Genomic DNA, 18443 nt, shown 5'->3' with positions numbered 1-18443 from the left:
CATCCCGACCCCCCGCCACCACCTCCCACAACCCCTCCGGCGAACACACCCCACCCGGAAACCGACACCCCATCCCCACCACCGCCACCGGAGCGTTTTTCGATGCAACGAGCTCGCGATTCTGCCGGCGCAACTCGGCGTTCTCTTTGGCTGCCAGACGTAGTGCTGCGACAAGCTCATCGGCCGCTATAGACACCCTGTCCCCTCTCCGTGTTAGAGACCTTTACTTTTTCTCTTCGTCGCGGTGCCGGGCGGTGGACCGTGGCTGGGGTCAAGGTAGTCTCTCGCAGCGCAGCGGGGACTAAATGCCCTGATGCCGGCCGGGCTCCGACACAGGCTCCATCGGCCGGTGGTGACGAGGCTTGGGGGGTTGTGGTCACTCATACCGTGGCTAGTCTGGTTGGCTCGGGCAAACGACGGCTAGCGACGTTTGCCGCAGCTGACATCGTAAACCCGGGATGAGCCGAGTCGATTCCCGGACGATCTCGTGCGTCCGAGAGGGTGCGCCACGTCCGCAGCGTTGATGCCCGTCGGCACATCGACAACTGGCAAAAACTAATTCGGGCGCCCCTTGGCAACTTCGACCGACGGTCCGTCATCCGCGTGAAATCACGCAGGCATGTGTATGACGATTCCTTCCTGGACCACCGTTGCTATCAATTGGCCGCCGCGGTTGAAAAAGTTGCCGGTACCTAGCCCGCGGGAATCGGCCGCCGCCGGGGAAGATGTCGAGTACAGCACCCAGTCATCGAAACGGACCTGGCGGTGAAACCAGATTGAGTGGTTGACCGACGCGGCGAAGACGTGGTCGTAGCCCCACGACAACCCATGTGTTGTGATGATCGAATCAAGGGGCGCGGCGTCCGACGAGTACACCATCGCGGCGGTGTGTAGCAGTGGGTCGTCGGGCATTTCGCCGTTCGCGCGCAGCCAGATCCGGTTGTAGGTGAGCCGCTCCCCTTTGTCTCGCATCACCCAGGCCGGGTCGTTGGCGTAACGCACTTCGATCGGTCGCAACGCGTTCACGATCTCGGGGACGACGTTTTCGTAGCCATCCAGGAGCTCGTCGACCGAGGGCAACGTGTGCGGATCTGACACCTTCGGTGGCGTAACACCGTGCTCAAGACCCGGGCCACCGGATACATAGGAGATCATCGCCGAGGACAGCAATGTGCCGTCTTGCATCGCATCAACCCGCTGATTAGCGAACCGGCGCTCATCACGCAGCCGGACCACCCGGTATTGGATGTCCTTCTTCGGCTCGCCGCCGGCGATGAAATGCACATGGAGCGCAGCCGGCGGCACCTTGTGGGTCAGCACCTGGCTGCCGGCGATTAGCGCCTGCGCCATCAGCTGGCCGCCGTACGTGCGGCCTGGGTTCTTGGTCGGGTGCGATCCCAGGAAGGTGAGTTCGTCGACGCGCTCGAGATTCAGGATCGTCAGGAACTGCTCGAAGTCACTGGCCAACGGTGCCCTCCTAAGAGTTGTTCTACCCGATCCGGTGCACATGAACCTTATTGTTGGAGCAGCACAGAAGCGGATCGACGGTTGCCTGTGTCCGGGATTGCCAGCGGCGCCCAGTCCGGGTGGTGGTGTATTCGATGGGCCGCCCAAGAGGTTAGAACGCCTCTTCGCGCAGGTCCATGATCGCCAGATCGACATTTGCCGCGATCCCGCGATCAGCGGCCAGCCGCGGGAGCACGTTCTTGACGAAAAAGTTTGCCGCAGCGACTTTTCCGCTATAGAACGCCCGGTCGGCCGCTGTCGGGTCGCGATCGAGCGCTGCCAGCGCGATCTCAGCGTGCCGAAGCAACAGCCATCCGATCAGCAGATCACCGACCGCAAGCAGGAAGCGCACCGACTCCAAGCCCACTCGGTAGAGTTCGCGGGCGCTTTGCTGCGACTCCACCAGATACCCGGTCATGGTGTTGACCCAGGCTTGCAGGTCGTCGAGTGCGGTGGTCAACTGCGAACGGGCGTCCGCGAGTTCGGGGCGGGCATCGGCGCTTTCGATGAATGCCTCGATCTGCGTCACCAGATGTTGCAGCGCCACACCGTGATCGCGGACGATCTTGCGGAAGAAGAAGTCCTGCGCCTGGATCGCGGTGGTGCCCTCGTAGAGGCTGTCGATCTTGGCGTCGCGGATGTACTGCTCGATCGGGTAATCCTGCAGGAAGCCGGACCCGCCAAACGTTTGCAGCGATTCAGTCAACGTTTGATAGGCCCGCTCGGCGCCGACGCCCTTGACGATCGGCAGCAGCAGATCGTTCACCCGCTCCGCCAACTCCGGGTCGGCGCCGGACACGACGGCGGCCGCCGCCGCGTCCTGGTGGGCGGCGGTGTAGAGATAGAGCGCACGCAGGCCTTCGGCGTAGGACTTCTGCGTCATCAGCGCCCGGCGCACATCGGGATGGTGGAGGATGGTGACCCGCGGCGCGGTCTTATCCGTCATCTGGGTGAGATCGGCTCCCTGGACCCGAGTCTTGGCGTACTCCAACGCATTCAGGTAGCCCGTCGACAACGTCGCAATGGCTTTGGTGCCTACCATCATTCGCGCATACTCGATGATCTTGAACATTTGCGCGATCCCGTTGTGGCTGTCCCCGACCAGCCATCCTTTCGCTGGTACTCCATGCTGGCCGAACGTCAGTTCGCAGGTCGCCGAAACTTTGAGGCCCATCTTGTGTTCCAGCCCGGTGACGAATACCCCGTTGCGCTCGCCCGGTTCGCCGGTCTCGGGGTCGAACAGGAATTTGGGCACCAGAAAGAGGCTCAGACCCTTGGTACCCGGCTGGGCGCCCTCGGGCCGGGCCAGCGCCAGGTGCAGGATGTTCTCGAACAGGTCGTCGGTGTCGCCGTTGGTGATGAACCGCTTGACGCCGTCGATGTGCCAGGTGCCGTCGCCCTGGTCGATCGCTTTGGTGCGGCCGGCGCCGACGTCGGAACCGGCGTCGGGTTCGGTGAGCACCATGGTTGCGCCCCAGTTGCGGTCGATCGCCAGCGCTGCCCAGTGCCGTTGCTGCTCATTGCCGATGCCGTAGAGGATGTTCGCCATAAACGGCCCGGCCAAGAACATGAACACCGGCGGGTTGGCGCCGAGCACCAATTCGTTGACTGCCCACTGCACCATCGACGGCGCCGGCACACCGCCGACGTCCTCGTCGAGCCCGACCCGGAACCACTCGCCGTCGCGCCACGCACTCAGCGACTTCTTGAACGGTTCGGGCAGGCTGACGACATGCGTGTCGGGATCGAACGTCGGCGGGTGGCGGTCGCCGTCGGCGAACGACTCGGCCACCGGCCCCTCGGCCAACCGGGCGGCCTCGGAAAGCATCTCCCGCACCGATTCGCCGTCCAGGTCGCCGAACGCTTCGTCGGCCAGCACCTGCTCCAAGCCCAGCGTTTCGAACAAGTTGAATTCCAGGTCGCGCACATTGCTCTTGTAGTGGCCCATGGCTGAAGCCTTCCCCGATCCGCTGGGCCGAGCCTAACTCTCTCAGCGCCCCTGGAATTGGGCTTGGCGGCGTTCGATGAAAGACTGCACGCCCTCGGCGGCGTCGGCGGTGGCGAACAGGGCAGCCACTTCGGGGCGTAGCCGCTCGATGGCGGCCGCGTCGCCCCGATCGCGGGCCAGATGCGCTGACGCCAGCGTGGCGCGCACGGCCAGCGGTGCCGCGCGCCCGGCGATGGTGTGGGCGATCTCGCGGGCCACCGTCAACGCGGCCGCGGCGTCATCGGCCACCTCTTGGACCAGACCGATCCGGTGCGCCTCGGCGGCGTCGAACTCGTCGCCGGTGAGCAGCCAGCGCATGGCGTTGCCCCATCCGGCCTCGCGAGGCAGTCGCAAGGTCGCGCCACCGAAGGGATAGATGCCGCGCTGCACCTCGAGCTGCGCGAACCGGGTGCCCGTCGCCGCGATGCGGACATCGGCGGCCAGCAGCAGCTCGATGCCCAGGGTCATGCACCAGCCATGCGCCACCGCGATCAGCGGCGTGGTCCAGGAACCGTCCAGACGCCACGGGTCCCGTCCATCGGCCGGCAGGGGCAGGTCGCCGGAGGCGATATTGGGACCGACATCGACAAGGTCCAGACCGCCGGTGAAGTGATCCCCGTGCGCGAAGAGCACACCGACGCGCACCGACGCGTCCGACTCGAGCAGCCCGTAGGCGCGAGCCAGGTCGGTGAGCATCGCCTGATTGAAAGCATTCCGTTTATGCGGCCGGTTCAGGCCGATCAGCAAGACGTGTCCGTCCCGCTCCAAAGTCACGGTGTCGAGGGCCGGCAGGACCGGCGCGTTGTCGGGCGGGGTGTTGGCCATCGGCACAGTCAAGCGCAGCGGCCACAATTATGCAATAGAGCATAATTCCAGGCGCGTTACACTCCCGTCCCACCAAACCCTTGACAGGTCGAAATGAGGCACTTGCAGGGATTGCTGCCTATCACACAGCCGTTGATTTGCTTACCTTACTCCTGTCTTATATGCTTCATAGCATAATCGTGGGTTGGTTGATCCGGCGCACGACGGGACCAGATAGCCCAGGAGAAGATCATGTTGATCGTTGAGCTCAATCTCGCCGGCTACCAGTTCACCCGGGAGATTCCCGACCTTCGCCGCAAGTCGTTGCGGTCCGTACGGTTCGATCGACGTGCCATGCACTGGCGAATTCCGCATCTCCGCCACCCGCACGCTGCGTGACGGCCGGACGGTAAGGAAAGCACGACCATGTCGCTGACAACGCGGCCGACGCCTGCCCGCAGCAAGCGCGGGAATACCCGAATAAATATGCTGATCAGCGCCGCCGAGGTGATGCGTGAACGCGGCACCGCGGGCGTGACCATCGACGAGGTGCTCACCCGCAGCGGCGCACCCCGTGGCTCGGTCTACTACCACTTTCCCGACGGCCGCAATCAGATCGTCGCCGAGGCGCTCCGGTATGCCGGGGATGCGATCACCGCCGACATCGACGACGCCGCCGGGCGGGGCGCGAAAGTGCTGTTGCGGCAGTTCGTCAAATTCTGGGAACGCGCGCTGGCTGACAGCGATTTCAACGCCGGCTGTCCCGTGGTGGCCGCGGCGATCGGCTGCGCCGATGACGAAGTCCGGTTGGCCGCCGAGGCTGGACGGATTTTCGCCCACTGGCGCACGGCGCTGACGCGCGCGTTTGTCGCCGACGGCTTCCTCGAGTCGGATGCCGACTCGCTGGCGGTAATGTCGATCGCCGCACTGGAGGGCGCCGTCGTGCTTTGCCGCTCCACACGCAGTGCCGACCCCCTGCGAAAGGTCCACGATCAGCTCGAATTCCTGGTTAAAGCACGGGAATTCGTCCGCCGCAACGGGCTATCGGAGCGCCGCGAAAACTAGTCGCTGGCGGGCAGCGGTTTGGCTTCCTTGAGGCTGAGCGCGGTCTCGCCGACAGCCAGGGTTCCAGCACCCGCCTTGGTAACCAGTACCTCGGCCCCCGTCTCGTCCACGTACCGCTTCCCCATCACGTTGCCGTCGGCGAAGGCCGGATCCAGTTCACCGGAACGCTCGGCGTCCAACGCCACCATCGGTGCGCCGCCACAGCGCAAATCGTCGAGGCTGTCCGCGCTTCGGACGACGATGACCTGGGTGTCGCACACCTGGCTGGCCAGACGGGTTCCGTTCTTGATCATGATGTTTGGTTCCTTACTGCTCGGCCGGAGCGGCACGAAGCTCGTCGACAATTTCGCGGCGGAGCACCTTGCCGGTTGCATTGGTGGGCAGCTCGTCGCGAAAGACTACTCGGTCGGGGGTGCGCGAACCCCGCAAGCTCTTGCGGACGTGCTCACGCAGCTCCTCGGGATCGGGGTCGGCGCCGGCCGCCGGCACCACCACCGCGACGATCGCCTGCCCCCACTGCGGATCGTCGACGCCGACCACGGCGACGTCATGCACATGGGCGTGCTCGATCAGCACGTCCTCCAGCTCGGCGGGCGCGATGTTCTCACCGCCCCGGATGATGGTGTCATCGCTGCGCCCCCCGATGAACAGGTAGCCAGCTCCGTCGAGGGTGGCGATGTCTCTGGTCGGGAACCACCCGTCGGCGTCGAGCACCGAGCCGATCCCCGTGTAGCGGCCGGAGACCTGGTCACCTCGAACGAACAACTCACCGGTCTCCCCCGGCCCGAGCACGGTGCCGTTCTCGTCACGGATCTGGACCTCGATGCCGGGCACCGGTTGCCCGACCGAACCCAACCGCTTGACGACCGCGGGATCCGAAGCAGCCTGCGCCTGGCGGTGATCCCCCGGGGTGAGCACGGTGATCGTGGAACTCGTCTCGGTCAGACCGTAGGCGTTGACGAACCCGACGTCCGGCAGCAGCTCAAGGGCCCGGCGGACCAGCGGCAGAACGACTTTCGAGCCGCCGTAGGCCAAGTTGCGCAGCGACGGCAGTTGATGGTCGCCGTCCTCCAGCACGGTGACGATGCGGTCGAGCATGGTGGGCACCACGGTTGCGGTGGTGACGTGCTCGGCGTTGATCAGCCGCACCCATTCCTGCGCGTCGAACGCGGGCAGGTAGACCATTTTGCGACCGGCGTACAGGTTCGACAGCGCCGCGCCGACCCCCGCGATGTGATAAGGCGGCACGCAGATCAGCGCCGCGTCGGTCGGCTCGGCCGACTCGAATTCGACCGTTCCGGTGACGTAGCTGGTCAGGTTGTTGTGCGTGAGTTCGACGGCCTTTGGCTGCGACGTGGTGCCCGAGGTGAACAGCACGATCGCGACCGCGTCCGGGTCGGGAAACTCCGCTGGGTTTTCAGATGGGGCCGCCTCACCGGCCTGCGCACAAAACTCGTCGGAATCGATGACGTGCTGACCGGCGTCGCCCAGCATGTCGCGGTACCGGCTGTCGACGATCACCAACGGTTCGGGCAGCCGCCGGATCAGCGCTTGGATGGCTTCAGCGGAGAGGCGGTAGTTGATCGGTGTGAACGCCAGCCCGGCCCGCGCCGACGCGAAGATCAGCAGCGGCAGCATCACACCGCCGGTGCCGACGTAGACGACGTGTTTAGCGTTCGATTGCGCGATGACGCCTGCGCCGCCGTCGGCGAGATCGCTGAGCTGCTGCGTCGTCAGCCGGGTGTCCCCCGAGACGATGGCCGTGCGGTCGGGATTGCTCGACACGGCCATCTCAAGAAGTAACGAAATGCTCATCCTCGAACTTTCTGTCGTTACACCCGTTACAAAGGCCGTGAGAAGTGTCATGCCCCGCCTGGGCTTAGTTTAGATCATGCAACTATCTGCCGATCGGGGGCGGCCCGGTGCCGCGGCATTCCGGTGATCGCGGTCAGGTGCCGGTCCAGCGGGCGGGACGCTTCTCGGCGAACGCGATGGCGCCTTCCTTGGCGTCGTTGGACGAGAACACCGGCATCAGGATCTTGTTCTGCTCGGCGAACCTGGTCTCAGGACTCCAGCCGCGCGACTCGACGATGATCTGCTTGGTGGCGGCCACCGCGAGCGGCCCGTTGGCGGTGATCTTCTCGGCCAAGGCGATCGCCGCATCCAGCGCGCCCCCGGGCTCGGCCAACACATTGACCATCCCCAGCGCATGCGCTCGCTCGGCGGTGAAATTTTCCCCGGTCAGCGCCAACTCCATCGCGATGGCAGCCGGGATGCGCTCCGGCAGCCGCAGCAGTCCCCCGCCCCCGGCGACCAGGCCGCGTTTGACCTCGGGAATGCCGAATGCCGCGTCCCTGGATGCCACGATCAGGTCGGTGGCCAGCGCCAGCTCGGTGCCGCCGGCCAGCGCGTAGCCTTCGACGGCGGCGATCAGCGGCTTGACCGGTGGACGCTCGGTAAAGCCCATGCCCCGGCCCTCGACGACGGGAACCTCGCCGCGGGCAAACGCTTTGAGATCCATTCCGGCACAGAACGAGCCACCCGCGCCGGTCAAGATGCCCACCGACAGGCCCTGGTCTTCGTCAAGCCGGTCCACAGCATCGGCTAGACCTCTGGCCACGGCGGCGTTGACCGCATTCTTGGCCTTCGGCCTGTTGATGGTGATGATCAGGATCCGGTCCCGCTGCTCGACGAGGACCTCGGGTTCGCTGTTGGCGGCTTCTTCAGTGCTCACAGTGTTCACAGCGGTGTCGCGCTCCTATTTAAGTTCATTGACGGGTGTCGAGGAGATGGTATCGAGCGGCCCCGAACGGTCGGCGAGGAGAGCATGTCGGAGACGCTGGGTTACGATCACAGCCGACATCACAGCCCAAATCCGCGCTGAGATCCCAGGGGAATGCGTTGGCCGCAATCGACATCGAACCTACCGAGATTTCCAAGTGGGATCCCGGGCTCACCGAACGCGTGATGGGGTGGATCCGTCCGCTGATCAAGGGTTACCACCGCGCGGAGGTGCGCGGGCTGGATTCCTTCCCACCGGGCGGCGCGCTCGTGGTGTCCAATCACTCCGGTGGGTTGTTCCCGATGGACGTTCCGGTGTTCGCCTCCGGTTTCTACGAGAAGTTCGGGTATGACCGGCCCGTCTACACGCTGAGCCACGACGTCATCTTCACCGGCCCGACCGCCGAGTTCTTCGTCCGCACCGGCTTCATTCGCGCCAACCACGAAAATGCCGACGAGGCACTGCGATCCGGCGGTGTGGTCGTAGTGTTTCCGGGCGGCGATTACGACGTTTACCGACCGACGCTGGCGGAGAACATCATTGATTTCGACGGCCGCGCCGGATACGTCCGGGCTGCGCTGAACGCCGGCGTTCCGATCGTGCCCGCCGTCGCCATCGGCGGTCAGGAGAGCCAGCTCTACCTGTCCCGCGGCACGGGATTGGCCAAGGCGCTGCGGTTGGACAAGCTGATGCGGGTGAAGATCCTGCCGATCTCGGTGGGCTTCCCGTTCGGTCTGTCTGCGGTGGTTCCGGTCAACGTGCCGCTGCCGACCAAGATCGTGATGCAGGTACTGGAGCCGATCGACGTGGTGGGCGAGTTCGGCGAGGAGCCCGACATCGACGCGGTCGATGCCCACGTCCGCCGCGTCATGCAGAAGGCGCTCGACACGTTGGCAAAAGAGCGTCGCCTTCCGGTCATCGGCTAGTAGCGCCGATGGCACCGCTCGGCCTGCTGGCCACCATGGTCCACGCGGGAATCATCGCACCGCTGAGACCTGACAAGTATCTACGCATCGCCGCGGTGGTGCGCCGCGAAGGCCTTTCCGTCACAAGCGGATTCGCGATGTCAGCGCAACGTTGCCCGAACCGTCCGGCGCTGATCGACGAACTCGGGACACTGACCTACCGTCAGCTCGACCAGCGCGGCGACGCGTTGGCTTTTGGGCTGCAGGGCTTGCCCGGCGGCACACCGGAAGTCGTTGCCATCATGTGCCGCAACCACCGCGGCTTCGTCGAGGCGTTGTTGGCGGCCAACCGAATCGGCGCCGACGTGCTACTGCTGAACACCTCGTTCGCCGGCCCGGCGCTGGCCGACGTGGTCAATCGCGAAGGCGCGGACGCGGTGATCTACGACGAAGAGTTCACCGACTCGGTGAACCGTGCGCTGGTCGACAAACCCAACACCACCCGGATCGTCGCGTGGACAGACCACCCTGAGACCCACGAGACCACCGTCGAGAAGCTGATCGCCGCTCACACCGGCCGGCGGCCCGCAAAGGCAGACCGCAAGGGCAAACTGATTCTGCTGACGTCGGGAACCACCGGTAACCCCAAGGGCGCCAAGCACTCCGGCGGTGGTGCGACCGAACTCCAAGCGATCCTCGACCGGGTACCGTGGCACACCGAGGAGACGACGGTGGTGGTGGTGGCGCCGATGTTTCACGCGTGGGGCTTTTCGCAGCTGGTTTTCGCCGCGTCGCTGGGCTGCACGGTGGCGACGCGGCGCAAGTTCGACCCGGAGGCCACCCTCGAGCTCATCGACCGCCACCAGGCGAGCGGCCTGTGCGTGGTGCCGGTGATGTTCGACCGGATCATGGACCTGCCCGACGAGGTCCGCCATCGCTACAGTGGTCGTTCGCTGCGGTTCGCCACCGCTTCGGGGTCTCGCATGCGTCCCGACGTCGTCACCCGGTTCATGGACGAGTTCGGCGACATCATCTACAACAACTACAACGCCACCGAGGCCGGCATGATCGCCACCGCGACGCCCACCGACCTGCGGGCCGCGCCGGACACCGCGGGTAAACCTGCCAGCGGCACCGAGATTCGCATCCTCGACACCGAGCGTCGCCCGTTGCCTACCGGTGAGGTCGGTCAGATCTTCGTCCGCAACTCCAACCGCTTCGACGGTTACACCTCCGGCGCGGGCAAAGACTTCCACGAAGGCTTCATGGCATCGGGTGATGTGGGCCGCCTGGATGAGGCCGGGCGGCTGTATGTGGTCGGGCGCGACGACGAGATGATCGTCTCCGGCGGTGAAAACGTCTATCCGATAGAGGTCGAAAAGGCCTTGACGACTCATCCCGACGTCGCCGAAGCCGCGGTGTTCGGAGTCGACGATGAAGGCTACGGCCAACGGCTGGCGGCCTTCGTCGTGCTGACGCCGTCTGCTGACCCTTCGAAGGCCACCGGCGACCGCCTCAAGCAGCATGTCCGGGACAACCTGGCCAATTACAAGGTGCCTCGGGAGATCGTCGTACTCGACGAGCTGCCGCGCAGCAGCACCGGCAAGATCGTCCGTCGTGACCTGCTGTCCCGTCTGGACGGCTAGGCCTGCGCCATCGCGGTCTCGATGACCGTCAACTTTTCGGAAACCCCTGCAGCGCGGCGGATTTCGATGAACTCATCGATGATGGCATCGGTTAACTCGTGCGGGTCGTCGACCGTGGCGCCGTCGGAAAGCACCGAGACGTTGAGCTGGTCGACATAACTCCACACCGTGATGTTCAGGCCGCTGCCGGTAGTCAACGGTCCCACCGAATAGATCTCGGTGACCAGTGCGCCGCCGACCCGCCCGTGTTCCCGCGGACCTGGAACGTTGGAGATCGGCAGGTTGAGCACCTTGTTCTGGCCGTCGCGGGTGGCCAGCCAGCGGAATATCGACTCCGACGGCCCCGGCGGAAAGTAGGCCGCCCACCGGCTGACCAGTTCCGGCCCGAGCAGCTGGTGGCTCTCCTTGGCGTCGACAGCGTTGTCGTGGGTGCGCCGCACCCGTTCCAGCGGGTCGTCGAGGTCGGACGGTAACGCCACCAGCATCCCGGTGAAGTAATTCCCCGAGATTCGGTCGGGCGAGAAGTCGAAGCTCACCGGCACCGAGGCCAGCAGGGGGTGATCGGCCTTACCGTCATAGCGCAGCAGCAATTTGCGCAACGCGCCCGCGGACAGCGCCAGCACCATGTCGTTGATCGTGACGCCGAGCGCCTTGCCGGTCTCCTTGATATCGGCCAGCGCCAAGGTCGCGGTGGCGAATCTGCGCTCGGGGGTGAGCATGTGATTCATGAATGTCGGCGGCGGGGTGAAAGGCCGGGTCAGCTCTGGTGACAGCTTGCGCGTGCTGCGGCGCACCCGGTTAATCCCTTGCGCGGTGTAGCCGACGGTCCGCGGGATCCGCCCGATGTGGCGCAGGTGATCAGCGAACGCCGACCGAACCAATTCGCCGGTGGACGGAGCGGGGTCGGCCGCGAACCGGGTCCGGCCGGACTGCGGGCCGGGCGCCAGATCCATGCCGCGCGCCAGCAGATTCGCCGCGGCCACCCCGTCGGCCAGCGCGTGGTGGATCTTGCCGACCACCGCAATCCGGTCATCGGCCAGCCCCTCAACGAAGTACATCTCCCACAACGGGTGATCACGGTCCAGCGGCGTGCTGGCGATTTCTCCGATGGCCTCATCGAGCTCGCGACGACCGCCCGGGGCGCGCACTTGCCACGGCCGCACGTGGTAGGTCAGGTCGACATCGCAATTTTCCCGCCACATCGGGTGATGCAGCTTGAGCGGGATGTCAACGAGCTGAAAGCGAAACGGCTCCAGCTTGTACAACCGACCGCCAATGACCCGGCGGAACGCGTCGACGTCGAAGTCGCGATGGTCGCGATCCAACTCGATCACAGCGACTTTGAGGGTATGCATGTGCACGTTCGGTGTCTCGCTGTAGAGCAACACCGCATCCCAGCCGCTCAGCCTTTTCACCTGCACACTCCGCGGTTTTTTAACCCCACGGGGCGACCATACAGTCGGCCGGCTGCTAAATAACCTCTTTGGCCGCGATCATCCGGTTGCGGTGGACCTGGTTGAGGAACAGCCCGACTGCGGTCGCCATCGCACCGGTGCGGGCCCCATCGGTCAGATCAAAGCCGTGTCCGGCGCCGGGCAACTCCATGTAACTCACTACCGAGCGCGACACCGACCTCAGCCGCTCGACAAAGCTGCGCGCCTGTTCCACCGGGATCACCGAATCGTTACTGCCGTGAATCACCAGGAATGGCGGGGCATCCGAATGTACCCGGCCCATCGGCGAGGCTTGGCGGAACACCTCGGGATGACGGTCGATCCTGCGCTTGACGACCACCCGTTCCAGAAAATCGACGAAGCGGTCCCGCTCGACGGTCGAGCGGTCCTCCCAGTCGTAACGGCCGTAAATCCCCACCACAGCATCCACCGAGGTGTCCGAGCCAGGCGGCAGCTCGGTCTGCATTTCGGGGTCGTTGCCGGTGAGGCCGGCCAGCGCGGACAGGTGCCCGCCTGCCGAACAACCTGCCACCGCAATGAAATTGCGGTCGCCACCGAACTTGTCGACGTTGGCGCGCGCCCACGCGATCGCGGTTTTGACGTCGGTGATGTGGCTTGGCCAGCGGTGGTGCGGCGAAACCCGGTATTGCACCGACAGACACACCCAACCCAGTTCGGCCAGATGCGACATCAACGCATAGCCCTGCAGAGTGCGACCACCGTGCACCCAGGCGCCGCCGGGTACGAAGATCATCACGGGTGCCGGCCTGACCGGCAGGTCCCTCCGCCGCCAGACGTCGAGCAGTTGCACCGGGTGGCTGCCGTACCGCACCGAGGTGCGACGCAGGTACCGACGGTGTTGCCGCGCCTTCCAGAACGGTGGCGTCCGCTCCGGGGGCGGCCATTCGATGTCGAGGTCTTTGCCCGATACGACGCCGCGCAGTGCAGCGTCGGACACCGCTTGGGTCTGGCCGCGCTCGGCCTTGCGGATCTCACCGATGCCCGGAGTGAGCCAGGACTTCGCTGATGTGGACAAGAATCCCGGTATGTGCCGGTAGCCCCAGACGCCCATCGCGGTCACGCCGCCCAGCGGTTCGAGATGCTTGCCCACCACGGGCAGCGAAGCCGTCGCCATGCTCAGCGCCAGCATGTAGTCGCCTGGGCGGGCTCGTAGCAACCATCTGGCCCGCGCCGCCATGGTCGGTCCGGGCAGGCGGGGCGCCGGTCTTACCGTCATTCCGGGAGCGTACCTTGCGGGTCCACCCGTCAAACGGCAAACGCGACCGCTTCGTCGGTGAGCAGTAGCCAGCTGACAAGAAACGCCTGTTGAGGCTGGCCGCATCCACGCTCACGACAAGGCCATGCCAGCGATCACCCGCTCGCCGATCAGGCGGACATCGCCCATTCTCAACCTAGCTGGCCTGCGAGCACTGCGGCGCAGTCCACGCCCAGGCCGACCTTGCCGTCGATCAGCAAAACTGTTTGCCAACAGCCTATTCCGAGCAGCAGCTGGAATACGTCACCGAGGAGCGCCGGAGCTCCACACCGGGCCCGCCAGTCGGATCGCTTTGGCCGATCGGTCGACACCCAATGCCGGAACACCTCGGCCGAATCAAGCAGGTGACCAAACATCCAGGACCACAACTCAATTCGATCATCGGGCCGTCGCACATCGCTACGACGGCAAGCGCAGCGATTTCGTTCCTGTCAAACCCTGGCGGTGTGCTGACTACGGACGCATCGTCGCATCCCGCTGAAACTACGAATCTGCGGAAATTGAGGTGTCCGGTCACTCGCCGCGGTTTTGATGTCGTCTAGGGTGTGCGACGAAAGTCATTGTGCTTCAGCGCTTCTTGTCGTGAAATAATGCATCGGTCGACGCGGCGCGGCGGGCGGCCTTGGTGTGCTTGTCGGCGCGTTTCTCCTTCAGTGACTTTCCTGACTTCTTGCTCATGGCTTGCCGAGGAGACTTATCAGCCATCACTGGCCCCTTCATCATGGGGCCTGGTTGGTCCCGATCCCCGGACTCTACCCCACGACGCGGGGTTGATCGGATCGTCCGGCGACGACGCGACGTTCACAGCCATCTCGTCGCGCCGACGCCATTGTGGGTGTATCGTCAAATCAGTTGGGAGCCCAGCTAGTCCGGGATGAGTCAGCCGTCTGCCGCTGACCGCGCGGTGCAGCCGCTTGAGCTGGACACGCAGGTGAGAAAGCAGTTGGGATCACCTTGAGCACTTTGCCTATATTTCGACCATCAGCGGTTCCTGTTGTGGGCCAGGGGTTTTTCGGGTCTCCGAGCTTTGGGATCCGATGTACGTATGCACCGCCACTGTGCAGGCTGCCGACGTTCAGCGCGGCTTTGGCCAACGGGTTGGACGCCAACGGCGTCGGCGTCTGCGTCGTGCGAGTCCTCACGCGACGTCTGGCACTCGTATGACCACGACGTTCGCGGCGCCGGTATTCGATCATCTGCTACGGCTGACCGACCGTCGTGGCACTTTTGGGCACGCGCGGCTCGCCGAGCCGCTGCCGGAGCATGGTTACGGCACGGACGATGTGGCGCGGGTGCTCGTTGTCGCCACTCGGGACCATGGGCCCGACCGAACACTGAACGGTCTGGCCGGAGTCGCGTTGCGATTCTTGAACGACGCGCAAGCCCTTACCGGCGCATGCCGTAATGAGATGGACAGCATGGGCAGCTGGGTCGACGAGCCAGCCCTAGAGGACGCCTGGGGGCTGTGCATCTGGGGTCTGGGGACCGCGGCCGCGCACAGCAATGTCTCCTGGGCCCGCCAGTCGGCCATCATGCAGTTCGAGCGTGCCGCCCAGGAGCGGTCGGCATGGCCACGGGCGATGGCGTTCGCGGCGCTCGGCGCTGCCGAACTCCTCGCCTTTGACCCAGAGCACCGCGCGGCTCGGGCGCTGCTCACCGACTACGCCACCTCGGTACCCGCTCGGAGCTACGACCCGACGTGGCCGTGGCCCGAGTCGCGACTGACGTACGCGAACGCCGTCCTGCCGGAAGCCATGATCGCTGCGGGTGCCGCGCTCGCCGACGCGCCGCTGCGGCAGCACGGACTGGATCTGTTGGCGTGGCTAATCGCGTTCGAAACGGCAGACGGGCATCTGTCGCCGACCCCCGCTGCGGGCAGAGGGGCCCAAGACGCGAGGCCCGGTTTTGACCAGCAGCCCATCGAAGTGTCCACACTCGCCGATGCGTGCGCGCGCGCCGCCGCCGTCGACACCAACCCGATCTGGCTCGCCGGCGTCAGGGCCGCAGCCGCCTGGTTCATGGGCGACAACGACGCGGGAGAGCCGATGTGGGACCCGGATACAGGTGGCGGATACGAGGGACTGCAGGCCGACGGGGTGGACAATAACCAGGGCGCTGAGGCGACTATCGCGGTGATCTCGACGTTGCAGCACGCACGACGTTTATCGATTGCGCGGCAATGACCGACTCCACCTTGCCTCCGTGTATGCGCTGGCGCTGTGCTCGATGGACTCACCCCCAGCGATGAGAAGTGGCGTAACGTTGTAGATATCGGGCAGCTCGGTTGCGAGCGAACATGCTCGACTGAAAAGGAAAATTTGATGACTTCACCAACGACGTTCCGCTCGCCCTACGTCCAACGTCTCGAACTGGTCAGGGACACCATCAGGTCTCATTCCAAGCTGGGAGACAAGGCGGCAAGCGAACTGGCGGAACATGTTCTGCACGCACTGAATTCGATTCCCGAGAAGGTGCGCTGAGGACGGACCAACGATGGTCCGCATTTCGTGATCACACGGTCTTCCCCGATTCGTGTGCACGTCGTATTCACCGATTCATCAAAGATGGGCTAATCACTCACGATCCCTGCCGGCATTATGCCGGCGCACCCGGAGGTTTGAACCATGACAGTTACCGTGAGACTCCAAGACGGCGCAACCGACAGTTATATGCGGTTCGGTGACGCGTACATCAAGCAGAACGACGGCACGCTCGAGGTCGTCCGCGCTGGCGCCGATCAGCCATGCAGCTATGCGCCGGGCATGTGGACCGACGTAAAGGGCGATGAAAAGCGATTGAAGAGGAGCCGTTTTTGGGGTTGAGCCCAACCGGAAGCCACGAAGGCCTAGGAGTCCACCAAGATCAATCTTCAGCACACAATCGTGCCGACGGTAATCGCACATGGCTGCCCAACCGCACTCCGGCGAGGAAGGCACGGTCGCGGAAGCGGAAATGCTTGCAGCGGAGGTCCAGTCGGCCCGCCTTGCGACAGGCGCGGCATTCCGTCGTGCTGTGACGCGCGGCCCGCAATGGGCGCTCGCGACTACTCTCGCACTTGACGACTGACGAGGCCCGTAACGAACCGGGAATCGACCTCTTCACCTCCGTCGCCGTAGTAGACGCGGTACTCCTCGATTACCGGCGTCTCCCCATCTGAGCACATGTCAGTGTCGCGCATTTTGCTGTCGGCCGTTTGCGTGACTTTGATCCATCTTCCAGACCGGGGGTCTTGGAGCATGTCACCTTCGCGGATCTCCGACAGCGGCACCTGTTCTATTGCATGTTCCGAACTCATTGCTCTCCCGGATCGTCGTGATAGGTCGACTACGTCCTCCCTTCGAGTGATCGCCCCGGCGATCACCTTGAGGATTCTCCCGCCAACGCCACCGGTCAATCACAGATTTACTGGCAGCTACTGAACCGAGGCGCGATGACGGCAGGTTGGGCTCGTCAAATTACCATTCGGTCTCCGCCTTAGGTGGTCGGGTTGCAGAGTGATTTCGTCCCGTTGCCGGCGTAGGGGCAGACTCTGGCGCGCATGGCCACCGGGTGCAATGCCGCGGATATCGCACTTTTCGACAACCACAAGGTGCGATTACTCTCGACAAGTTGGAGGTGACGGCGGTTGTCGACGACGCGCTTCTCAGAGGTTCGATCGACCAACTCCGGCACATGAAGTTTCGCTGCGGCACATGATGTTTCATTGAGTTTCCGCGAGCTTGGCAATCTAGCTCGGCATTCGTCGGCGCCCCCTTTTGGAATCGGGAAGACTTTTGGAATCGGGACGATGAATCGGCCGACGCGATCCAACCCCCACGCACCGCGCCCTGTCCATGAAGCGCGTGCCCTAATATCCGACGTTGCAGGGGATTGTGGCGGTTTGTCGATCCACTTCTCGGGGTCCGTCAGCTGTTCTGGGCAATCTGTGTGGTGGATACGAGACGTAGTCCCGTTTGGAAGTCGCTGGTGACCGGCCGGATGGATCATTTGCCGGGGCAACTGGGCGACATGTCACATGTCGCCTCCCGTTCGTGTCTGAGTCAATCGTGGGTCTTTGGTCCTCGAGTAGCGAGCGCTATTGGGTCCAATCGATGCGGCCGGAAATCCCATGCTGCCCAGGTCATCTGGATCCAGGGCCGGCGCCGCCATGCGAGACTTCTTTTCGGGATCGAGGATGCGGTAGGCCAGAAGTTTGATGCGGTCGCTGATAAGGAACCAGGCGAGGGCGTATACCCACACCGCCGCTGCCCACCCCCAGCCCAGCGGGGTCATGAATAGCCCATAAACGGCAATGACGGTGGCGATGGCCTGGGTGCCCAGGACAGCGATCAACAAAATGCGGGCGGGACGGACGGACCAGAACTGTCTGCGGGTTCGGGTCAAGAAAATGGTCAGGTGGCCCGCGACGGACAGCATGAGATACATCAGGGTCTGCAGGCGCGGGTGGCCAAGGTCGAACACACGGTCGCCGAGATAGAACAAGCCGAACGCGGCGATCGGTCCGACCACCCCCAGGACCGTGGAGATACCGAGCACCAGGCGCATGTTCCACGCTTCGGGCTCGTTCTTGTAGCGGACGTTGTCGTAGGCGATGGACAGGATTGCACCGTCGTTGAGCAGCGCGAGCATTACGATCATGATGGCGGTGAGCGGGTAGAAGTTGAAGACCAGGATGGCGACGGTCATGAATAGCAGCACCCGCAGCGTTTCGGTGATGCGGTATATCGCGTAGCTGTTCATTCGCTGAAAGATCTTACGGCTCTGTTTGATCGCCTCGATGATCACCGAGAGGCCGGGAGCCAGCAGCACAATGTCGGCGGCTGCGCGGGCGGCGTCGGTGGCGCCCGATACGGCGATGCCGCAGTCGGCTTTTTTCAGGGCGGGGGCGTCGTTGACCCCGTCGCCCGTCATCCCGGCGATGTGGCCACGCTTCTGCAGTACGTCGATGATGTGGTACTTATGCTCGGGAAAGACCTGGGCGAAACCGTCTGCGGTCTCGATGGATTCGGCCACTGCCG

The 18443-nt window shown here is 64.4% G+C and carries 19 protein-coding genes and 1 pseudogene; 7 read left to right on the top strand and 13 right to left on the bottom strand.

What is annotated here, in order from left to right; all coding sequences use genetic code 11:
• The 4 genes from ACLQI9_RS23485 to ACLQI9_RS23470 all read right to left on the bottom strand — a co-directional run.
• The coding region (locus ACLQI9_RS23485; RefSeq protein WP_442392270.1) for a polyketide synthase docking domain-containing protein at nt 1–196 on the bottom strand (196 nt) is incomplete at its 3' end.
• A gap of 413 nt (nt 197–609) precedes the next feature.
• Nucleotides 610–1467, bottom strand: coding sequence for an acyl-CoA thioesterase II (locus ACLQI9_RS23480; protein WP_442375857.1), 858 nt, complete (start codon nt 1465–1467; stop codon nt 610–612).
• 151 nt (nt 1468–1618) lie between these two features.
• On the bottom strand, nt 1619–3454 hold the full coding sequence (locus ACLQI9_RS23475; protein ID WP_442375856.1) for an acyl-CoA dehydrogenase: 1836 nt from the start codon (nt 3452–3454) through the stop codon (nt 1619–1621).
• A 42-nt stretch (nt 3455–3496) separates the two neighbouring features.
• Nucleotides 3497–4318: a crotonase/enoyl-CoA hydratase family protein gene (locus ACLQI9_RS23470; protein WP_442392269.1), complete on the bottom strand. Its 822-nt coding sequence runs from the start codon at nt 4316–4318 to the stop codon at nt 3497–3499.
• A gap of 231 nt (nt 4319–4549) precedes the next feature.
• Here ACLQI9_RS23470 and ACLQI9_RS23465 point away from each other — a divergent pair, with 231 nt between their 5' ends.
• A complete protein-coding gene (locus ACLQI9_RS23465) occupies nt 4550–4696 on the top strand; it encodes a hypothetical protein (RefSeq protein WP_442375854.1) in 147 nt (48 codons plus the stop codon).
• 27 nt (nt 4697–4723) lie between these two features.
• Entirely contained in the window at nt 4724–5362 is a 639-nt protein-coding gene (locus ACLQI9_RS23460; protein WP_442375853.1) for a TetR/AcrR family transcriptional regulator, read from the top strand.
• On the opposite strand, the gene ACLQI9_RS23455 is transcribed toward ACLQI9_RS23460, so the two are convergent.
• The 3 genes from ACLQI9_RS23455 to ACLQI9_RS23445 all read right to left on the bottom strand — a co-directional run bounded on the left by ACLQI9_RS23455 (nt 5359) and on the right by ACLQI9_RS23445 (nt 8105).
• A complete protein-coding gene (locus ACLQI9_RS23455) occupies nt 5359–5655 on the bottom strand; it encodes a hypothetical protein (RefSeq protein ID WP_424082553.1) in 297 nt (98 codons plus the stop codon). The two genes, ACLQI9_RS23460 and ACLQI9_RS23455, sit on opposite strands and share 4 nt — an antisense overlap.
• Nucleotides 5656–5668: 13 nt before the next feature.
• Nucleotides 5669–7177, bottom strand: a complete 1509-nt coding sequence (locus tag ACLQI9_RS23450; RefSeq protein ID WP_442375852.1) for an AMP-binding protein — start codon at nt 7175–7177, stop codon at nt 5669–5671.
• Between the two features lie 133 nt (nt 7178–7310).
• A complete protein-coding gene (locus ACLQI9_RS23445; RefSeq protein ID WP_442375851.1) occupies nt 7311–8105 on the bottom strand; it encodes a crotonase/enoyl-CoA hydratase family protein in 795 nt (264 codons plus the stop codon).
• A 158-nt stretch (nt 8106–8263) separates the two neighbouring features.
• On the opposite strand from ACLQI9_RS23445, the gene ACLQI9_RS23440 reads away from it, so the two are divergent.
• Complete coding sequence (locus ACLQI9_RS23440) at nt 8264–9070, top strand: 1-acyl-sn-glycerol-3-phosphate acyltransferase (RefSeq protein WP_442392268.1); 807 nt, start codon at nt 8264–8266, stop codon at nt 9068–9070.
• A gap of 8 nt (nt 9071–9078) precedes the next feature.
• The gene (fadD12, locus tag ACLQI9_RS23435) at nt 9079–10695 is read left to right on the top strand and encodes an acyl-CoA ligase FadD12 (protein WP_442375849.1); all 1617 of its coding nucleotides are present in this window, start codon (nt 9079–9081) and stop codon (nt 10693–10695) included.
• Here the strand turns inward: fadD12 and ACLQI9_RS23430 are convergent.
• The 4 genes and pseudogenes from ACLQI9_RS23430 to ACLQI9_RS23415 form a co-directional block, all read right to left on the bottom strand.
• Nucleotides 10692–12110, bottom strand: a complete 1419-nt coding sequence (locus ACLQI9_RS23430; protein ID WP_442375848.1) for a WS/DGAT/MGAT family O-acyltransferase — start codon at nt 12108–12110, stop codon at nt 10692–10694. The two genes, fadD12 and ACLQI9_RS23430, sit on opposite strands and share 4 nt — an antisense overlap.
• Before the next feature lie 55 nt (nt 12111–12165).
• Nucleotides 12166–13386 (bottom strand): alpha/beta hydrolase fold domain-containing protein, encoded by a 1221-nt coding sequence (locus ACLQI9_RS23425; protein ID WP_442375847.1) that lies wholly within the window; start codon nt 13384–13386, stop codon nt 12166–12168.
• Between the two features lie 188 nt (nt 13387–13574).
• Nucleotides 13575–13942, bottom strand: a pseudogene (locus ACLQI9_RS23420) (hypothetical protein); the annotation flags it as partial.
• A 50-nt stretch (nt 13943–13992) separates the two neighbouring features.
• Nucleotides 13993–14130 carry a hypothetical protein gene (locus ACLQI9_RS23415; protein WP_442375846.1) on the bottom strand — a complete coding sequence of 46 codons (138 nt, stop codon included), beginning with the start codon at nt 14128–14130 and terminating at the stop codon, nt 13993–13995.
• 455 nt (nt 14131–14585) lie between these two features.
• On the opposite strand from ACLQI9_RS23415, the gene ACLQI9_RS23410 reads away from it, so the two are divergent.
• The 3 genes from ACLQI9_RS23410 to ACLQI9_RS23400 all read left to right on the top strand — a co-directional run bounded on the left by ACLQI9_RS23410 (nt 14586) and on the right by ACLQI9_RS23400 (nt 16247).
• Nucleotides 14586–15608 carry a glycosyltransferase gene (locus tag ACLQI9_RS23410; RefSeq protein ID WP_442375845.1) on the top strand — a complete coding sequence of 341 codons (1023 nt, stop codon included), beginning with the start codon at nt 14586–14588 and terminating at the stop codon, nt 15606–15608.
• Nucleotides 15609–15746: 138 nt separating this feature from the next.
• Nucleotides 15747–15905 carry a DUF6307 family protein gene (locus ACLQI9_RS23405; protein ID WP_442375844.1) on the top strand — a complete coding sequence of 53 codons (159 nt, stop codon included), beginning with the start codon at nt 15747–15749 and terminating at the stop codon, nt 15903–15905.
• A gap of 144 nt (nt 15906–16049) precedes the next feature.
• Complete coding sequence (locus ACLQI9_RS23400) at nt 16050–16247, top strand: hypothetical protein (RefSeq protein WP_442375843.1); 198 nt, start codon at nt 16050–16052, stop codon at nt 16245–16247.
• A gap of 221 nt (nt 16248–16468) precedes the next feature.
• On the opposite strand, the gene ACLQI9_RS23395 is transcribed toward ACLQI9_RS23400, so the two are convergent.
• Nucleotides 16469–16720 (bottom strand): hypothetical protein, encoded by a 252-nt coding sequence (locus ACLQI9_RS23395; RefSeq protein WP_442375842.1) that lies wholly within the window; start codon nt 16718–16720, stop codon nt 16469–16471.
• Nucleotides 16721–17436: 716 nt separating this feature from the next.
• On the bottom strand, nt 17437–18443 hold a 1007-nt coding region (locus ACLQI9_RS23390; RefSeq protein ID WP_442392267.1), incomplete at its 5' end, for an HAD-IC family P-type ATPase.

The sequence above is a fragment of the Mycobacterium sp. genome (assembly GCF_052143115.1).
Taxonomy (GTDB): Bacteria; Actinomycetota; Actinomycetes; order Mycobacteriales; family Mycobacteriaceae; genus Mycobacterium.
Note: the sequence above shows the minus strand (reverse complement) of the source record. Positions and strands in the feature narration are given on the sequence as shown.